Below are 17,592 nucleotides of genomic sequence, written 5' to 3' on the forward strand. Positions count from 1 at the left end.
CTCAGTACGCATCTTCCCTACGGTCTGATTGCACTTTCCGGTCTCTGAACTGTCCCGGAGTTTCATTATTAAACTTGCGAAACACTTTATAAAAAGTCCGCTGGTTCTCATACCCTACCATTCTGGCTATCGTATCCAGCGACAAATTCTTCATGCTAGCCATCATATCCTTAGCCTTACCTATCCTTACCTGGTTTATATATTGCACGAAAGTATTTCCGGTTTCCCGCTTAAACATCTGTCCAAGATACACTGGATGCAAATTCAGGTATGCCGCCGCATCAGATAAAGAAATATCCTTCATGTAACTTTGCTCTATATAGGCTTTTAGCAGTTTAATATGTTCGTTCTGCGAGGTACCCATTTCTTCTGGAGGCTTTCCAGCTACTGCCAGCATTTCACGTTCTTGAATCAGTTCACATGCTGTTCTTCTTAGAACCTCAGCTAACTCCATCTGGTTAATTGGCTTAAGTAAATACTCTATCACCTGCAATTTAACAGCTTTGCGTGCATAGTCGAATACATCGTGCCCAGTCAGGATAATGAAGCGCTTTATATCCTTTTGCTGCGCTCGCCGAATCAGCTCCAGACCGTCTATTTCTGGCATATGGATATCTGTAATGATTAAATCCGGACGGGCAAGTTCTATTCGTTCCAGCGCTTCGATGCTATCACGAGCCGTTATAATTTGCCTGAACGCTGTCTTTTCTTCCTCAATCATGTCTCGCAGACCTTCCAGAATGATTGGCTCATCATCCACAATCAGTAGTTTGAGCATTGGAGTATTCCTCCTTCAGCAGCAGTTTAAGGCAACAAACCGTCTCTTTGCCGGGAGTACTTATTATTCCAAGCGATGATTCTTTACCGTAATACGCTTTGACCCGTTCAGCCACATTACTAAGCCCGATGCCTGTCGTCTTATGCTGCGATTCATGCTTGATGATACTGCCCTCCAGCAGCCGCTGAAGAGACTTTATCTGCTGCTCCGATATCCCGGAACCGTTGTCGGCTACCTCAATCCACACATATCCATGTTTTCTTGCTATCCGCAACGTAATCCGCTTGCTGCCCCTGTTCCTGGACAAACCATGAATCATACTGTTCTCCACAAGCGGCTGCAGGATAAATCTGGGACAAGGCAACGATAATAGCATCTCCTCTACCTGGAACTCCACCTCAAGGTCACTCATACGGATTTGATGTATTGCGATATAGGTGCTTACATGATCCAGCTCATCTCGAAGCGTCGTATGTTCCGACTTTGACAGACTGTAGCGGAACAAATTGCCGAGAGAAAGCGCCATCTCAGCTACCTTATAATCCTTATTCGACCTGGCAAGCATTCGCATCGTTTCCAGAGTATTATATAGAAAATGAGGTTGAATTTGTGCCTGCAGCATTTTGAAATCTGCTTCTTTCTTGAGCATCTCCACCTTTTGAACATGGTTTACTAATTCATCCATGCGGCTGATCATTTCATTATAGTTCGTGATCAGGAAGCCTATTTCGTCTTTCCCGGCTTTCCCCTTAACGGGGTTGTTCAGGAACTCCGGCTCCACTCTGCGCATATGACGTGAGAGCCGGACGATTCGCTTGGTTAGCGAAGAGACGATCCAAAAGTACAGAGCGGACAGCAAGGCGAGCAGCCGGCTCCACTCTGCGCATATGACGTGAGAGCCGGACGATTCGCTTGGTTAGCGAAGAGACGATCCAAAAGTACAGAGCGGACAGCAAGGCGAGCAGCGCCAAACCGCAAGCTACCCATAACTGTTTTACCCTCAGGAATTCGAATAAAGCTGTCCGTTTATTCACCTCGATAATCGTCAGCCCCAGCTTGGGAATATGAACGGAATTAATCAAAAGCCGATCATGGTCGGCAAGAAATCCTCCCAGGGATTCATTTCCGAACGGCTGGATAATGGAGCGTATTTGCTCATCTGACAGCTTCGTATTCGTGACATAGCTAACCATCTTTCCTTGACGATCAAGCACTATTATTGCATTATTCGGATGTACTTGAGTCAAGGCCGACACGAATTGATCTAACATTGCAGGGTCGACACTTATCTGAATAATACCTAGATCAGTAATATAGGAATTACTGTACAGCTTCTGGAAATAACTCAGTGCCGGGGCGGCAGGATCGAAAGAATGCTTCCATAGTCCCTGGGCCGGACGCAACTCTTCTGCTTCATCAGGAGTTAGAAATCCCCCTATATCACGATAGTTCTGAAAACCGGGAGCCCCCAGTAGCCGTTTCTGAGATTTGGGATAGACGGTAAGATTTTGTACTAAAGGATCTGCCAGATAAGCAAACGAAAATGCCGGATTCATTTCTTTTAGATACGAGTAGATCAAATCACGGTCATCCACAAACTCTCCTTGCAAGAAATCAATTAAAGCTGCATTGTTTTGATAAATCGAAGTAAGTGATTCCAGCTTAGCCAGGCTTGAATCCAGATTGGATGCAGTTTGCTCCAAATTTTGCTGGTTTACAAGTTGATATTGGGTGAGCATTTTGTCATATAGCTGAATATAGGTAAAAAGAGCAAAGAACAGAAATGGAAGCACAATGAGGAGAATGTAACCCAAGTACATTTTTGTACGTATACGCATATCACATACCTCCCCGCTGTCTAATATGGTATTTTAACGTTGGTGAGCTCATACAGGATGCAGGCTCCTTGAGCATGCATCCTTGTATGAGCGGTATAGTGACTGTATGTTGGCTAATTACTTCGTTAACTGATCATACTTCTGCTTAAGAGGACCGTACTGCGCAGTTGCCCATTCTTCAAGCTTGCTCATTCCGATTTTTTCGGCTTTTTGGATCAGCTCGTCGAAGGCAGCCTGGGCTTCAGCTTCTGTAGCAGCCAGATAGATCTTAGTGACCTCCGTTTTCACCATATTGTCAATGTTCGTGCGGATAATCTGTTCAGGTGAATCCGTGTCAGGATTAATCATACCTATCGCCGGATTAAACTTAATTATTGGTGAGTACTTCTCTCCCTGCCGTGTCGTTTCCGAGCCTTCTTTATAGGATGTCAATGCCATTCCTACACCCGTCTCAGTAGGCACCCCCCACCAGTACACCCCTTTTTTCTTCAGTAGCTCTAGGTCGTTAATATCATAATTGAATTCCGGATACCCGGCTGCGTTCCAGCTCCAATCCTTGCCCTCTATGCCCCACTCTGCCGTTCTCCAGCCTTCCTCTGAGAATAGATATTTCAAAAATTTGACGGTCGCTTCCACATTTTTATTGCTCTTGGTAACATACATTCCCAAGCCTCCGGTTCCGGAGCTTAGAATAGAAGCCTCTGGTCCAAGCGGTTCGGCCAATTGAACAAAACTGAGACCGTTATCTTTGTTATCCGCGTTGAGGCGTTCTGCCCCGGAATAGGTCCAGGTATAGGCGAAGCCCTTTCCGGCCGCCATCATTTGCTCTGTCTCCGTCTCATTCTTATAGGCAAAGTTCTCGGATGTTATATATCCGTTCCGATATAGGCTATTCATATACAGCATCGACTTGCGTACAGCGTCTTGTCTCAGATAGTAAACAATCTTCCCTTTCTCGTCCACAAAACCTCCATAAGCACCGAATTGTGCATCGAAATATGGCCTTTGCCAGTTAGGATTAAGAATTAAAGGCGTCATCTCCGGATATTTCTCTTTGACAGTTGCGAACACATTATCAAGATCTTCCAGTGACTTAATGGACGGATTACCTATTTTATCCAGAATATCCTTGCGCATGGCTAACCCGGGAACCATCATATGGGCATAAGGATTAGCCTTCCACTCTGATTCAGGAGAAAAGTCATTACGAATGGCGTAATAATTCCCGTCACTTACAGTATTCACTAGTTCCTTTACTGGATCGAACTTCACATCAGGAGCATATTTAGGAAATATTTCGTTATACGGCAAGCTTAGATTGCCATCCGACATTAGCTTGAAGTTGAAAGAAACAATGATATCCGGGAGATCCCCTGAAGCTACCATCAGCGCCAATTGCTTATCGTCCGTGGCAACCGTAATTTTCGGCTTCACCCCAGTAGCTTTAGTGATCATTTCCGGAATTTCCCCGGACCAGTCCTGAAAAGGATACCATGTTGCATCAACGAACATAGTCAGCTCTACCGGCTGATTGTCGCCCCCTTTGTCAGCACTGGAATTTGTTGAGTTCTGTCCATTGTCGGTCGATGATGCAACACCACTCTGTTCCCCATTTTGGCTGCATGCTGAAAGTACGCCGACTACCAAAAGTACCGCCAGTATCAGCTTAAATAGCATACGTGAGCTTTTCCCCATCTTTCTTTCCCCCATTCATGTGATTTTGGAAATTACCGGATGTTTAACCTTTTACCGAACCGAGCATCATCCCCGAAACAAAGTACTTTTGCAGAAACGGATAGACTCCGAGAATCGGAATAATAGACACTACCATTGCCGTCGCCTGAATAGAGAAGGGCGTAACCTTAGCTCTGGACATCGAAGCCGCTGCGGCATCCCCCGTGGGTACCATGGACTGATTGATCACCTGCATCATCCGATAAGTAAGCGTTCTCAAGTTCTCGTTCTGAACGAAATAGGCAGAGTCGAGCCAGGAGTTCCACTGTCCGGAGCCAATGAACAGGCTCATCGTCGCCATCAGCGGCATGGAGACAGGTACAACGATGCTGAAGAATATCCTCAGCTCACTTGCTCCATCTATCCGAGCAGATTCTCCTAGTTCATCTGGAATTTCACGAAAGAAAGAGATGGCTATCAGCAGGAAGAACAAATTCAGCATGCTGGGAATCACGTATACCCCGAATGTGTTAATCAGCCCGAGGCTTTTGAGCACAATGTAGAAAGCAATCAGTCCGCCCGAGAAATTCATTGCTACTACCACGATAAAAAAATATGTTTTTCTAAACATCAAATCTCGCTTCGCAAGCCCATATGCAACCATACTGGTGAAAAACACTGCGAGCACCGTTCCCACTATCGTCCGTAGGATCGAAACCAGGAAAGCATTTACCCATTTGGGATCTTCAATAAAGTAGATGTAATTCCCCAGCGTGAACTCCCTCGGCCATAAATACATTCCTCCTAAGTTAGAATCAGATCCTGAATTAAATGTAATGATAAGAATGTAATAGAAGGGGTACAGCGTAATAAACACAATGATTAATAAAATGGCCGTAATCAGAATGTCCAGTATCCAATCCTCCATCGTTCTTTTCCTGCGCATGGCTTCACTGCCTTTTCTGTTTGAGTAATGACCCTAGGCTAGAACAATCCGGTTCCCGAGAACCGCTTGGCGATAAAGTTGCTGGTGAAGATCAGGAATACGGAGATTACCGACTGCATAAGGTCAATCGCTGTGGCAAAAGAGAACCGTCCCTGGGCTAGACCAACCGAAAATGCATAGGTCTGGATAATCTGCGACTTCTCATTGTTGAGCGGATTCCCCAGCAGCATCGACTGTTCGAAATTTGACCCTACCAATCCGCCTCCCAGAATACTGCCGATGGTCAGAATGAGCACTACTATGCTGGCACTTTTAAGCCCCGGCAAGGTAATGTACAGAATTCGTTTAAGTCTGCCAGCCCCGTCAATCTCCGCTGCCTCATACAATGCTGGATCAATGCCAGCCAAGGCTGCCAGAAAAATAATGGTCCACCAGCCTGCCTCCTTCCAGATCGCAGTCATAACCGCCAAGCCATAGAAAGAATCGGGATCGGTCAGGATTTGTACAGGTTCCTTGATCATATGCAGCGATAGCATCAACTCATTAAAAATTCCAAAACCGGATGAAAAGAAAGCGTATGCAATACCAGTCACTACAACCCAGGAAATGAAATGTGGCAGGTAGCTTACAGTCTGTACAAACCTTTTAAAAAATACATGTCTGACCTCGCTAAGCATAATCGCAAACAGAATCGGAATCGGATACGAAAAAATCACTTTCAGTACACTGAGTATTAACGTATTGCGCACCAGGCTGGGAAAGTTGTAATCGTTAATCAACTCTCTAAAATGCGACAATCCTGCCCAGGAACTGGTGAAGATACCTTCAATACCAGTAGAAATTTTGTAATTCTTGAAGGCGATGATAATGCCGAACATCGGAATGTAACTGAAGACCAGCAGAAACAGAATCCCAAGTCCTACGAACAAATGAAAGGGTAGCTGCTTGTGTAAACGCTTTAGAAATAGCTCTTCTTGAATGATGTCCACCTCCTTGACGGCTAATAGATTAACTCGCTTTCTAGGTTAAATTATAGGTTCCTCATGCCGTCATGAACACAGTTCATTTCCAATAAAGAGATGTCCATTTTCAAGGTAGTAGCAGTTGGACTGGTCCTACAATTGAAATGCCACTGTAACCTCGGTACCTTCACTAAGTGTTAACTGAATATATTTCCCGCGTAAGTCCTGTTGTACATCCGCTTTACCTCCGTTGATCTTGGCCTCAGTCCAAGATAGTCCCGCCCTTATTCGGATGGCATTTTCATTCTTGCTGGAACTCAGTACTACATGTACCGTTTTGGCGGAAAGATTCCAGGATAATGCCTTGACTTCGACCCAGGTTCTTGCCATAAGCCCATGTATTGACCCCTTTGTCCAATCGGAAGGCAAAGCCGGAAGAACCTCTATTTCACCCGTATTCGAGTATAACAGCGCTTCATTAATGGCTGCCACAGTACCGAAGGAGGTATCCGTGCAATAACAATTGCATCTTCTGTTTGAATCATGATCTGTCATTAAGGAGCTGTAGTAACCCGCATCCCTCATCATGGGAAGAAGTGCCGAGAGTACTCCGTCACCATTTTTCAGCCTGGCTTGAACTAGCGCCTTATGCATCCAACCATGCCCGGCGGTATCGTCGACAGTATTAAATCGGTCTCTATTGTCAATCGCAATCTTTGCAGCCCGCTTTAACTCCGGATCGGTTTGTGTTTCATAGGCTGGCCATGCCACATAAAGATGGCTCAAATGCCGATGATTGTTATTTTCCGTGTAATCACTCATTGCCCATTCGCGCAAAGCACCATCATAGTCATATTTATAATATGGCAGCAACTCAAGCAATGCAGTCCACTTAGCTATGGCTGTTTCATAACCATCGCGCTTGACTGCCTTTTCCATGGAGATAACCATAGATAGACCATCCCGTGCAGCTGAAATGTCCATGGTGGCATTCGCCGTGATTGTGCTGTTATATCCGATGGGGTGATTCTCTGGAGAATATGTGGGAATAATCAGGTATTTCTCTCCTGAATTCAAAGTCTTTTTGTCATACTGGTAGCATGCCTTGCCGTTGACGTCCATGTAATATTCCGGTGTGCAGATCTGCTGCCAAAAGTTTGCCTGCTTGGTAAGCAAGGGAAGCAGAATATCTTCCGCAAGATCCAGATAGCCTTTGTCTAACAGCTGTGTGAACTCCTTATCGCTCATGCCTCCATCTTGTACACTCAGAATAGTCTGCAGTTCATGAATCCGCATATTCTCATGAAGCGGTATCTTTTGGTTGCCGTAACACTGCCAGTATTCATAAATGGGCAGAAGGCACCAGCTTGCCCCCGCGTTCCAGTATTCGAACGGATAATCATTGTCATATTCCACATGCATCCCGCGATCGCCGTCAGAGTTAACTGAAACCTGCAGTGCATCGTGCATCCCGTACGCCATCCGCGCATTGTATTCAAAGTCGGGAGTATTTCTCAGGAAAAAAGTAATATATCCGAGCTGTGCTTGAGTTAAATGGCCTGTATTCATGGAGGCAACCTGCAGATTCACATTAGCATCAAGCGTATAAATCCCCCGCCAGCCAGGATTCCACTCCCCGGTCCACATTCCATATAAGCGTGGTGCACTGGTACCGCTGCAACAGATCATGGCATACCGTCCCTGGTTATACACCTGCTCCATAAAAGCAGGATTGACTCTTTCCGGAGTTGATTTTTGCGTAGTGATTAAGGTCTGGTTGTCTGAATTTTTGCAGTGCTCGTCGCCATCAATACTGAAGCTCACTGCATTAAACTCTGCTGAATGCTTCCTCGTATGGGCAGCTAGAGCTGCATCATAATTGAATTGACCGTCTGAGGCCAAATATTTTTGCACAACCGCATTGATATCCTGATAGAGTTGGTCTACGATATTGTATTGTGTCATTTCAGCAAATTCTTCGATTCTTCCCATAGAATGAGTTCTGCTTGAGCGCGTAATTAAATATACGGCATCCGCGTCCTTAATCTGAATGACCGGATTTGGTTCTCGCCCAACATTGATCCGTTCATGTCTGCCAGCCATCAGCATTCTTTTCTTGATACCGTTTACAACAACAACCTGAGTCAGGCCAGCGTATCCGCCGTAAGCTAGTTCACTTCCCTGATACACGGGATAATGAGCAACCTGGGCGAGATAATTCGCACCGGAGTCCACCAGCTTCTTATATTGCAGCTCCTTCAGCTCGATGTGGCCTTCGTTCGCTCCGCTTATTGTGGAGATGTCATCAATGGAGAGGGTTATATTCATTTTTGTGCCTGTAGAAGATGCTGTGATCTTGGTAAAAGTTACATTATCCTCACGGGACGTAAAGGATGTGCGGACCCACTCCCCATTCTCATCGCTGTAGCGTACCCCGGTCTCCGCAGTTTCATAATTCGTCCATCTCTCATAACCACTCATACTTCCTTGGGAGGGTATACTGAATCGGAGTTGGTGTCCAGGATGGTAGCTATAATAAAAGGTTCTGATCCTTGTGGAACCGGTTTTATTCGTAATCTTCCATTTATCGTTCTGCTTAAAAACATTTTGTCTGGCATCTGTCAGCTGCTCCGTCAATTCTTCCGGAATCACTCTTGGATCCTTGGAAGGATAGCTAAAGGACATATTCTGAAAAATAAAACTGTCCGTATACGGCGAACCTGAAGTAATATATCCATTCTCCCCATTTCCGCTAACCATACCCTCCCGCCATGCGTTTCCGGGATTCACAGCGGGAACTTCCGTGTAGGTGTTTGCATAATTTCCTTTCTTATACAAACGTATTGTTTCCGGTAAACTGGTCATTAGGTCTCCTCCTGATCTGTTTGGGCTGCAGTTGTTAACATTGCGTCGATTTTTAGTAATAATTATATCAATGGAGACTGGGATTCGTTATCCTGAGAGATGACAAGGAAAAGGGAAGCATGTCGCAATTTTACAAGGGGGGGAGTTAGATCGCATGAAATTACCTAATATTAACATCGGAAATCTTGATATCAAGCTGACTCTTGGCGAGGTAGTACTGAACGTATTGTATGTCAAGTTCGGGTATTTCCACAGTCCTATGCCTGAACACAGCCATAGCCAGGGAAGCTACGAGCTGCATTTTATTCCAACCGGCCAAGGTATTCTGAATGCAGAAGGAAACCGTTACGCAATCACGCCCGGCACGTTATTTGTAACCGGTCCAGATGTCGTTCACGAGCAAATTCCGGATCTGGAAGACCCGATGGCGGAATACTGCATTTTCTTTGAGATTTTGCCCGGCCATTCCATATCTCCGAATGTCAAACGTTCCTTCGTAAGAGAGCCGTCTCTCCCCGAATTGCTGGTATCTACCCCCTTCTGGATTGGGCAGGAGGATGGGAAAATGCTCGAATTGTTCCAAATGCTTGCTGAAGAGCTTTCCCTTCAACAAATCGGCGTCCATCATATGGCGACCAACATTCTTGAGATGATTGTGATTTGTTTGTTAAGACATTACAGAGAGAATCACACCAACGTACCGTCCCTTCCCCTGAAGACTCTTGATGATAGCAGACTGCTTATGATTGAGAACAGCTTTTTATACCATTACAGTTCCATTAGCCTGCAACAGCTTGCTAACGAATTGGGGCTAAGCACAAGACAGACGGAACGAATGGTTCATAAGCAATATGGTATGTCCTTCAAAGATAAGAAGCTGCAAGCACGAATGGCTGCAGCTTCTAGGCTTCTACTCACAACGGAAACCTCCATCGGCCTAATCGCAGCACAAGTGGGTTTCGCAACACCGGAACAATTCAGTAATGTATTCAAAAAATTTTTTGGGATGACAGCCACTAAATACAAAAAGAAGCGTTGAAACGAAGCTAAAACCATTTAGAATAAAGCCTCCTTTGTTTACACTGGAGAATTCCAGATGGAGCAACGAAGGCACTATGTGCTTCACGTTTACTTTTTATTGGATACTAACTTATCAAAAACAGCCATACTCAGCGTTAGCGTTGTGTTCGTATGTGAAGTTACAGCAGTCCCAAAATAGGCAGTACCTGCTGCCGAAATCGATGATGTACCTGTCTGGGTCCACATAGAACCGTTTACTGAAATAAAGGTTGTAACCACATTGCCTGTACGGGTTGCTCTGACCCAGTAGAGCGTATTGGCTAAACGGATGCAGGGGAATAGCTCATCCTATACTTCGAATGATTTACCATATGCTCAAGGACAGTAGACCCTACCGCGAAGCAGGTTGGGACTACTTAACTTCATCCAAGTCCTCCGTCGATTACTGGGTAAAGAAAGTTAAGCCCATGGATTCATCGTCAAGTTTGAATCTGTAGAAACCCGATTACCTGCTAGCGGAGACAGACCACGTTCATTCTCAAAACCGTAAAATTCAACAGAGCAGCGATTCTCCTGTTATTGGAGGACCGCTGCTCTGCATTTTTGGTCATTTGTAGCTTGCTTCAGTAGATTATGAGCAAGTGAAAGAATTACTTCGCAGCATTTCCTGAGCCTACTTCTGGTAACACAGCCATTCCAGACTTACAATCACTTCCAGGTTTCCTGCTGCCTTCGTACAGTGTTCTCTTAGTGGACAGCCTTCGCAGCTCTGGCTTCGGTAATGACGTTTGTGAATTTTATTATCTTTTATCCCAATATAGGATTGGCAGAAGGAACACCTGTCTATAAGTAACACCGAATGTTCAAGACATACAGTATAAGGGTAAAATGACCAGTACCATCTATGTCTAAGTTCACCTTTCTCAATACAAATTGGGCAGTATTTAATTCTATGCCGTTGAATCATATGATTGTATAGTGTATCACCTAACATTAATCTAATTGTATTTGCAGAACCAGATTTCAAATTCTCAATTGGATTATCTGAGAGTTGGCTTAATCTCCTGATCATAGAATGATTAAATTCATTTTTGTTTATTTGTGATGAAGGACAGTTTAAGTTTTTTGCTAGATTCGTAATTCCTGAGTATCTATTCTCTTTTGAAAGCCGATATGTATAACTGACTAAGCTTTCACCCTCAATATACTTCGGATGCCTTATAAGTGTTTTCTTATGGAATACTATAGATTATTTATTATGTAATAGTGAAATTAAGCAGGTGCACGAACTTATTACACATATTCTAAAAGCAAATCTTCGTTCCATTCACATAAAAATTCTTAATCTTGAAGAAAAAGAAAAATTTAATATCACAGCAATTACTCGACGTTTCAAACTTTTTGAGACGTTAAGCAGAGAGACTTTCAGCCTTACAGATAAATTAAGACTTTATTTTGCAATTATGATGTATTTTCAAAATTTCAATAAAATTCCTATGGAGTTGTTTTATTCAAAATACGTTCTTCAAGGAGGCAATCTCTCATCTTCTACAAATCAACAGAACTCCGGTTTAATTTTATCCAGGAATGGAAAGGAATCTTTAACAGAGGATGAAGTAGATTTTATTAACAGTTGTTTAGAGGCATACAGAATCCAGAAGGCAAAATGGCTGTAAGAAAAAGGGGGTGGAGGGTGTATTTATGGGTGATGAAACATTAAAAAACTCAGTAATTGAGGCTTTAAATTTTGCTATTCTAAATAGAGAAAGTCAAATACAAATTTCAGAGTATGATAAGGGCGAAATTGCGGGCTTAAAAAGAGCCGTAACGTTAATTAATATACTATGTAATCCTAGGTATGAAAATGCAACACCAATTGATATTATTATTGATGATTTACCTCCGTATACGGAGACACATAATACGCTTCAAAATAAACCCTTATGACTCAAAGTTTAGCAATCTATAATATTTTATGATATTTAAAAGCCTGTAGCTTAAAACGCTACAGGCTTTTAACGTATGCATACTTATACAGCGGTGTATATTCATACATAATATTGTATGTTTTGTTTTTCTCACTTTTTCTGAAGACTTTTTCTCGCTATTATTGCAAGTTTTATCACAAATTTTGCACAATCACAAGTCATTCTTATCATCATGCCAATAATCTACTCACCCGCACCGGCTATACCCGCAATTCCCGCAAGTCTTACATCCCTCAATATTAATAAGCGATGCGCTTCCGCAGGAAGGGCAAAGATCCCGCGAAGCAGTCGCGTGGCTATGTGCCCCATGGCCTCCATGCCCATCATCAGTAGCCGTAGCTGGAACACTTGATTTCAGCTCGGCGTTCAGCGCTTCATTGAAATCAAGCTCCAGTGTAGCTGCGATAGGTGCAGGCACGTGATCGTCTTGGGCGTTGTTCAGCACATGGGTTTCCAATGCCTTGGCTACAGCGTCGGCGATGGACTCGACGCGGTTCGCACCGAAGCCGATGGCGCCGGAGCCGCCGATGCCTTTGAGATGCTTAATCAGCAGCTCGACCTTCTCGCCGTGATCACCGTAACGCAGGAACAGCGAGCAGACACGACCAAGGGCTTCCGCCATGGCGAACACGTCGGAGCCGGCTTTGCCGACGTTCAGGAAGATTTCGGCCGGCGTGCGGTTGAGATCATTGATGGTAATATACGCCATGCCGAATGGCGTGTTGATCTTATAGGTAGCGCCGCGCAGAACCTGCGGGCGTTTCTTGTATTGTTTGTCCACAACATTAGGCGCAGGCTGCGGTGCAGGCGCTGCTGCTACTGTGACCGGAGCCGGAGCAGCTTCAGCTTCCACTGGCTCAGCTTCAGCAGTCTCAACTGCCGCCGGAGCGTCTTTCTTTTCTTCCTTCTTCGTCGTTTCCAGCACCTGGACGTCCCGGCTGCCGTCGCGGTAGATCGTTACGCCTTTGCAGCCCAGGTCGAAGGCCATTTCGTACAGCTCGGCAGTCTCTTCAACGGTGAAGTCGGACGGGCAGTTCGCCGTCTTGGAGATCGAGCTGTCCACCCAGCGCTGAATCGCAGCCTGTGCACGGATATGATCCTTAGCGGACAGATCCATCGAAGTAACGAAGTATTCAGGCAGCTCTTCACCCGGATGGGCTTCCAGCCATTCCTGGGCAATCGGTACGAACTGCTCGTCATAGCCCAGACGGCTCTGGCGGTAATATTTGAAAGCGAAATAAGGCTCGATCCCGGTCGAAGTGCCGACCATGGTTCCAGTACTACCTGTAGGTGCCTGGGTAATCACCGTAACATTGCGCATGCCATGCTTACGGATGGATTCGCCGACTTCCGGATAGACTTCGGTGATATTACGCATGAAGCCGCTCTGCAGATATTTATCGGTATCAAAAGCCTGGAAAGATCCCTTCTCTCCAGCGATCTCAGCAGAGGCCAGATAAGCTTCTCGCGCCATGAAGCCGTAGAGCTTGTCCAGGAACTCCAGGGATTCCGGGCTGCCGTAACGGATATTCAGCTTGATCATCAGCTCAGCCAATCCCATTGTGCCGAGTCCTACGCGGCGTTCGAGCTTCTGGTTGGCTTCATTTTCCGGGAAATGATACGGTGTCTTGTCGATGACATTGTCCAGGAAACGCACGGAATAGCGGGTCGTTGTCGCCAGATCTGCCCAGTCCACATCGTGATTCTCCGCATCGTAGAACTTGGAGAGGTTGACGGCCGACAGATTGCACACGCCCCAGCCCGGCAGACCCTGCTCACCGCATGGATTGGTGCAGATGATCGGGTTGAAATACCAGCTGTTGGACATCTGGTTGTAATATTCCATGAACACTACGCCCGGCTCAGCCGACTTCCAGGCCGATTCGATAATCGTATGCCACACATCGCGCGCTCTTACGGTACGGTAAGGAATGACACGGCGGCCGTCTGCTTTCCATTTATCCAGATCGCCGTCCCAGATCGTATCGTAATCCGGATCGGTGGTATCCGGGAAGACCAGCTCCCAGTCCAGATCCTCTTTGACGGCTTTCATGAAGGCATTGCTCACGCATACCGACAGGTTGGCATTCGTTACCTGACCCATCGTCTGCTTCACGGTAATGAAGTCCACCACATCCGGATGCCAGTCATTAATCATCAGCATCAGCGCGCCGCGGCGGCTTCCGCCTTGCTCAATCAGTCCGGTCGTATAGCTGAAAAGACCGCCCCAGGACACTGAGCCGCTGGATGATCCGTTCACGCCTCTTACAATCGCGCGGCGCGGACGCAGCGAGGATAAGTTAATGCCAACACCGCCGCCGCGGGCCATGATCTCCGTCATTTCGGACAGCGTCTGCATGATGCCCCCGCGGCTGTCTTTCGGGGAAGGTACAACATAACAGTTGAACAGCGTAAGCTCCTCGCTTGCTCCGGCACCTGCCGCAATCCGACCGCCCGGTACCAGCTTCCAGTCATCAAGAATAGAGCGGAACTTGCCTGTCCACTCTTCCTGAAGCTCGGGAGTCTGCTCTACGGAAGCCATGGCTGCCGCAAGACGGTCCCACATTTCCTCCGGGGTCTTCTCAATATTCAGTGTCAGCTTCTCCACATCCGATTGCACGAGTTCACCGCTGCGGGTCTTCACCGTAACCATCCGGCCGGTGCGCTCAACAATCTCGCCAACCTCCTTGGTTGGGAATTTCGGATCATCCTTCGTCAGGACAAGCACTACATCGCCTACCTTGGCATTATTGCTGTCCGCATCCTTCCAGGCATAACGGTCCAAAAATATTTTTTCACTCAGCCCCTCAAGACGCTGCTTGCGTTCCACTGTACTCAATAGAAAAACCTCCCGGATGATTGATAGGTAATACTTCCGTTCCTTGGTGTGGGCTTAGACTTTTTGTAACCCACAACAAGAACTTCCAGCGGCAGAGTAGCCGCAGCCTGCATGTACAGCGGAAGTTCCTCTTGTCAATAACAAATAACCGCAAAAACCCGCGAATAATCAAATTTTCAAGCTTTTGTAACAATATATTGTATACATCAGCTTTTCAACTATACCACATATTGTATCAGAGTTCTTTTTCCAAAAAAGCGGCCCATGGCGGGAATTTCGGAAAAACGGTAAAAGATAGTGGATTTTCTCCCTCTTTCTCGCTTTTTTACAGGTTCCAGATTGATAAGCTTCCGGGCCCGGAAGACAGATTCCGCCACGGATATTCAAGATCCGCGGAAGCCGCCGCAGCACCAGCAGCAGTACCGCTGCAAGGCTCCGCAATATTACTCCACGGCAGCAGCCGGAGGATAGCAGGTTATGAAATCTCTCTTTTACGCACATACTACTGCTACGCATTTCGATATGAAACCGCGCCGGAGGAGGCTGCAACATGACGCAATTATTCCGCAATTCCTTGCCGCAAGGGGGAAGTACGCCTGCCCCGCTGCTGCCTGTTCCTCTGTCCTTTGAGCGTAACTGGCTGCAGGACCTGGAGTCGAAGCTTGATAAAGGCGGACCCTGGGGAGACTGGAGATTATCCCGGCTGGCCATACAAGGAGAGCAATCGGGCCTCGTTACGAGCTTCGATGAGCTGCAGTGTCTGAAGCATCTGTCCGGGTTATCCCCGCTTCCCCACCAGCTGGATACCGCCCATAAGGTGCTGTTTGAAATGTCAGGCCGGGCCATTCTGGCAGACGAAGTAGGGCTAGGCAAGACGATAGAAGCCGGACTGATCCTCAAGGAGTATCTGGTGCGCGGGCTCGTAAGTAAAGTTCTGATCCTTGTCCCTGCGTCTCTTGTCCTGCAGTGGGTGCGCGAGCTGAACAGTAAATTCGGTATTTCAGCCGTGGCACAGAAGAAAGCTTACTCCTGGGGCAACGATATTGTTGTCGCCTCCATGGATACGGCGAAGCGTGATCCGCACAAGGAGATGCTGCTGAGCCAGGAATTCGACATGCTGATTATCGACGAGGCCCATAAGCTGAAGAATAAGAAATCAACAAACTATCTGTTCGTACAGCAGTTGCGCAAGAAGTACTGCCTGCTGCTCACCGCCACTCCCGTGCAGAATGATCTCGGCGAGCTGTTCAATCTGATCACATTACTGAAGCCGGGACAGCTCGGGAATCAGGGGGATTTTGCCACCAATTTCGTGGTCGATAAACGCCAGCCGAAGAACGAAGTCCAGCTGAGGGGCGAGCTCTCCAAGGTGATGATCCGCAACCGCCGCGGCGAGGGTCCCGTGAACTTCACGAAGCGCAAAGTGCGCAATATTCCGCTCACCCTCTCTATAGAGGAGAAAGAATTATATGACGGTGTCACCGCCTTTGTCAAAGACCAATATCAGGAAGCGGGCGGCAATCTCAGCAGCATGCTCTCCCTGGTTACGCTCCAGCGCGAGGTATGCAGCAGCCGGGATGCGGTGTTCGTCACGCTTGTGAATCTGATCAAGAAGCTTCCGGCGGATTCACCGAAACGTGAGCGGATGATGGGTCTGCTCCAGACGATACGCACGGTCAAGACAAACACCAAAGCGGAGAAAACGATGGAGCTGATCCGCCAAATGAACGAGAAGGTCATCGTATTCACCGAATACCGGGCGACCCAGGAATATCTGCTGCAATATTTCCGTGAGCATGGACTGCAGTGTGTCACTTACTCCGGCGGGATGAACCGCGGCAAAAAAGACTGGATGATGGACCTCTTCCGCGGACGCGCCCAGGTAATGATTGCTACGGAAGCAGGCGGCGAAGGGATCAATCTGCAGTTCTGCCACCATATGATCAACTTCGACCTCCCCTGGAACCCCATGCGGGTAGAGCAGCGGATCGGCCGGGTACACCGGCTTGGCCAGGAGAACGATGTAGTCATCTACAATCTCTCTACCGAAGGCACGATCGAGGAGCATATTCTTCACCTGCTGCACGAAAAAATCAATATGTTCGAGATGGTTATCGGCGGGCTGGATGTCATCCTGGAACGCTTCGAGAAGAAGGAGTCGCTTGAGAAAAGCTTATATAAAATCGTGCTCGAAGCCCGCAGCGACGAGGAGCTGCGCAGCGAGCTGGATCAGATCGGCGATTCTCTCAGCGAGCTGACCCATGCCAATCTGGATGAAAGCGAGGTGGCTCCTTAATGCTGACCCCTGTGGAAGTACGCAAGCAGGTCATGGATTACCTGGAAGCGACAGAGTGCACGATTCTCGAATCCTCTCCGCTGCATGTGACGGTGAAGCTCTCGCCGCGCGCGGACCGGATGCTGACGGACCGCCCTTATTATTGGGGATTCGTGGAGCGCACCGGTGTAGATCCCGAGACCCTGTCCTTCAGCTTCGTCTTCGATCCGGAGAAGTACGATGAACTGGCCGCGCAGGCAGCTGCGCCTGCGGCCCGGCCGCACGGCGGGGCGGTCCGCCCGGCGGCAGGACCTCTGCCGGGCGGCACCGGCGCGGCGGGTGCTGCAGATGCAGAGGCAGGCGCGGAGCCTGGCGCTGCACCGGCTGCTGCACCCGGAGGCGTGGTG

13 protein-coding genes are annotated in these 17,592 nt (G+C 47.2%); 4 read left to right on the top strand and 9 right to left on the bottom strand.

All coding sequences use genetic code 11. From position 1 onward, the window contains the following. Position 1: 1 nt before the first annotated feature. From QW71_RS03215 to QW71_RS03245, 7 genes are all read right to left on the bottom strand, one after another. Positions 2–778, bottom strand: a complete 777-nt coding sequence (locus tag QW71_RS03215; RefSeq protein WP_039293144.1) for a response regulator — start codon at positions 776–778, stop codon at positions 2–4. After that, positions 753–1,568 carry a sensor histidine kinase gene (locus QW71_RS03220; protein WP_235441369.1) on the bottom strand — a complete coding sequence of 272 codons (816 nt, stop codon included), beginning with the start codon at positions 1,566–1,568 and terminating at the stop codon, positions 753–755. The genes QW71_RS03215 and QW71_RS03220 overlap by 26 nt, the downstream gene beginning before the upstream one ends. Beyond that, the gene (locus QW71_RS03225) at positions 1,528–2,616 is read right to left on the bottom strand and encodes a cache domain-containing protein (protein ID WP_039293147.1); all 1,089 of its coding nucleotides are present in this window, start codon (positions 2,614–2,616) and stop codon (positions 1,528–1,530) included. Before QW71_RS03225 ends, QW71_RS03220 begins: the two co-directional genes overlap by 41 nt. Before the next feature lie 117 nt (positions 2,617–2,733). Beyond that, the gene (locus QW71_RS03230) at positions 2,734–4,311 is read right to left on the bottom strand and encodes an extracellular solute-binding protein (protein ID WP_039293150.1); all 1,578 of its coding nucleotides are present in this window, start codon (positions 4,309–4,311) and stop codon (positions 2,734–2,736) included. 43 nt (positions 4,312–4,354) lie between these two features. Beyond that, positions 4,355–5,236, bottom strand: a complete 882-nt coding sequence (locus tag QW71_RS03235) for a carbohydrate ABC transporter permease (RefSeq protein WP_039293153.1) — start codon at positions 5,234–5,236, stop codon at positions 4,355–4,357. Between the two features lie 38 nt (positions 5,237–5,274). Beyond that, complete coding sequence (locus QW71_RS03240) at positions 5,275–6,165, bottom strand: sugar ABC transporter permease (RefSeq protein ID WP_306766020.1); 891 nt, start codon at positions 6,163–6,165, stop codon at positions 5,275–5,277. A gap of 186 nt (positions 6,166–6,351) precedes the next feature. After that, positions 6,352–9,063, bottom strand: coding sequence for a glycoside hydrolase N-terminal domain-containing protein (locus tag QW71_RS03245; RefSeq protein ID WP_039293157.1), 2,712 nt, complete (start codon positions 9,061–9,063; stop codon positions 6,352–6,354). 154 nt (positions 9,064–9,217) lie between these two features. Between QW71_RS03245 and QW71_RS03250 the strand changes: the two genes are divergently transcribed. Continuing rightward, on the top strand, positions 9,218–10,102 hold the full coding sequence (locus QW71_RS03250; protein WP_039293160.1) for an AraC family transcriptional regulator: 885 nt from the start codon (positions 9,218–9,220) through the stop codon (positions 10,100–10,102). A 654-nt stretch (positions 10,103–10,756) separates the two neighbouring features. Here the strand turns inward: QW71_RS03250 and QW71_RS42145 are convergent. Further along, positions 10,757–11,329, bottom strand: a complete 573-nt coding sequence (locus QW71_RS42145; protein ID WP_373604759.1) for a TniQ family protein — start codon at positions 11,327–11,329, stop codon at positions 10,757–10,759. A 455-nt stretch (positions 11,330–11,784) separates the two neighbouring features. Here QW71_RS42145 and QW71_RS03260 point away from each other — a divergent pair, with 455 nt between their 5' ends. Beyond that, entirely contained in the window at positions 11,785–12,030 is a 246-nt protein-coding gene (locus QW71_RS03260) for a hypothetical protein (protein ID WP_039293165.1), read from the top strand. A 228-nt stretch (positions 12,031–12,258) separates the two neighbouring features. Here QW71_RS03260 and QW71_RS03265 read toward each other — a convergent pair whose 3' ends face one another. Continuing rightward, the gene (locus QW71_RS03265) at positions 12,259–14,910 is read right to left on the bottom strand and encodes an adenosylcobalamin-dependent ribonucleoside-diphosphate reductase (protein ID WP_039293168.1); all 2,652 of its coding nucleotides are present in this window, start codon (positions 14,908–14,910) and stop codon (positions 12,259–12,261) included. Positions 14,911–15,460: 550 nt separating this feature from the next. Here QW71_RS03265 and QW71_RS03270 point away from each other — a divergent pair. Together QW71_RS03270 and QW71_RS39675 are read left to right on the top strand one after the other, a co-directional pair. After that, on the top strand, positions 15,461–17,206 hold the full coding sequence (locus tag QW71_RS03270) for a DEAD/DEAH box helicase (protein ID WP_047013586.1): 1,746 nt from the start codon (positions 15,461–15,463) through the stop codon (positions 17,204–17,206). After that, positions 17,206–17,592: YqhG family protein (locus QW71_RS39675; RefSeq protein ID WP_039293171.1), on the top strand; the 387-nt coding region annotated here is incomplete at its 3' end. The genes QW71_RS03270 and QW71_RS39675, both read left to right, overlap by 1 nt.

Origin of the sequence: Paenibacillus sp. IHB B 3415, assembly GCF_000802655.2 — a bacterium.
Lineage (GTDB): Bacteria > Bacillota > Bacilli > Paenibacillales > Paenibacillaceae > Paenibacillus_AQ > Paenibacillus_AQ phytohabitans.

Bases quoted from the DNA above. Each gene is read 5' to 3' on its own strand.
- QW71_RS03215 (WP_039293144.1), bottom strand. From the start codon at position 778: ATGCTCAAACTACTGATTGTGGATGATGAGCCAATCATTCTGGAAGGT.
- QW71_RS03220 (WP_235441369.1), bottom strand. From the start codon at position 1,568: ATGCGCAGAGTGGAGCCGGAGTTCCTGAACAACCCCGTTAAGGGGAAA.
- QW71_RS03225 (WP_039293147.1), bottom strand. From the start codon at position 2,616: ATGCGTATACGTACAAAAATGTACTTGGGTTACATTCTCCTCATTGTG.
- QW71_RS03230 (WP_039293150.1), bottom strand. From the start codon at position 4,311: ATGGGGAAAAGCTCACGTATGCTATTTAAGCTGATACTGGCGGTACTT.
- QW71_RS03235 (WP_039293153.1), bottom strand. From the start codon at position 5,236: ATGCGCAGGAAAAGAACGATGGAGGATTGGATACTGGACATTCTGATT.
- QW71_RS03245 (WP_039293157.1), bottom strand. From the start codon at position 9,063: ATGACCAGTTTACCGGAAACAATACGTTTGTATAAGAAAGGAAATTAT.
- QW71_RS03250 (WP_039293160.1), top strand. From the start codon at position 9,218: ATGAAATTACCTAATATTAACATCGGAAATCTTGATATCAAGCTGACT.
- QW71_RS03260 (WP_039293165.1), top strand. From the start codon at position 11,785: ATGGGTGATGAAACATTAAAAAACTCAGTAATTGAGGCTTTAAATTTT.
- QW71_RS03270 (WP_047013586.1), top strand. From the start codon at position 15,461: ATGACGCAATTATTCCGCAATTCCTTGCCGCAAGGGGGAAGTACGCCT.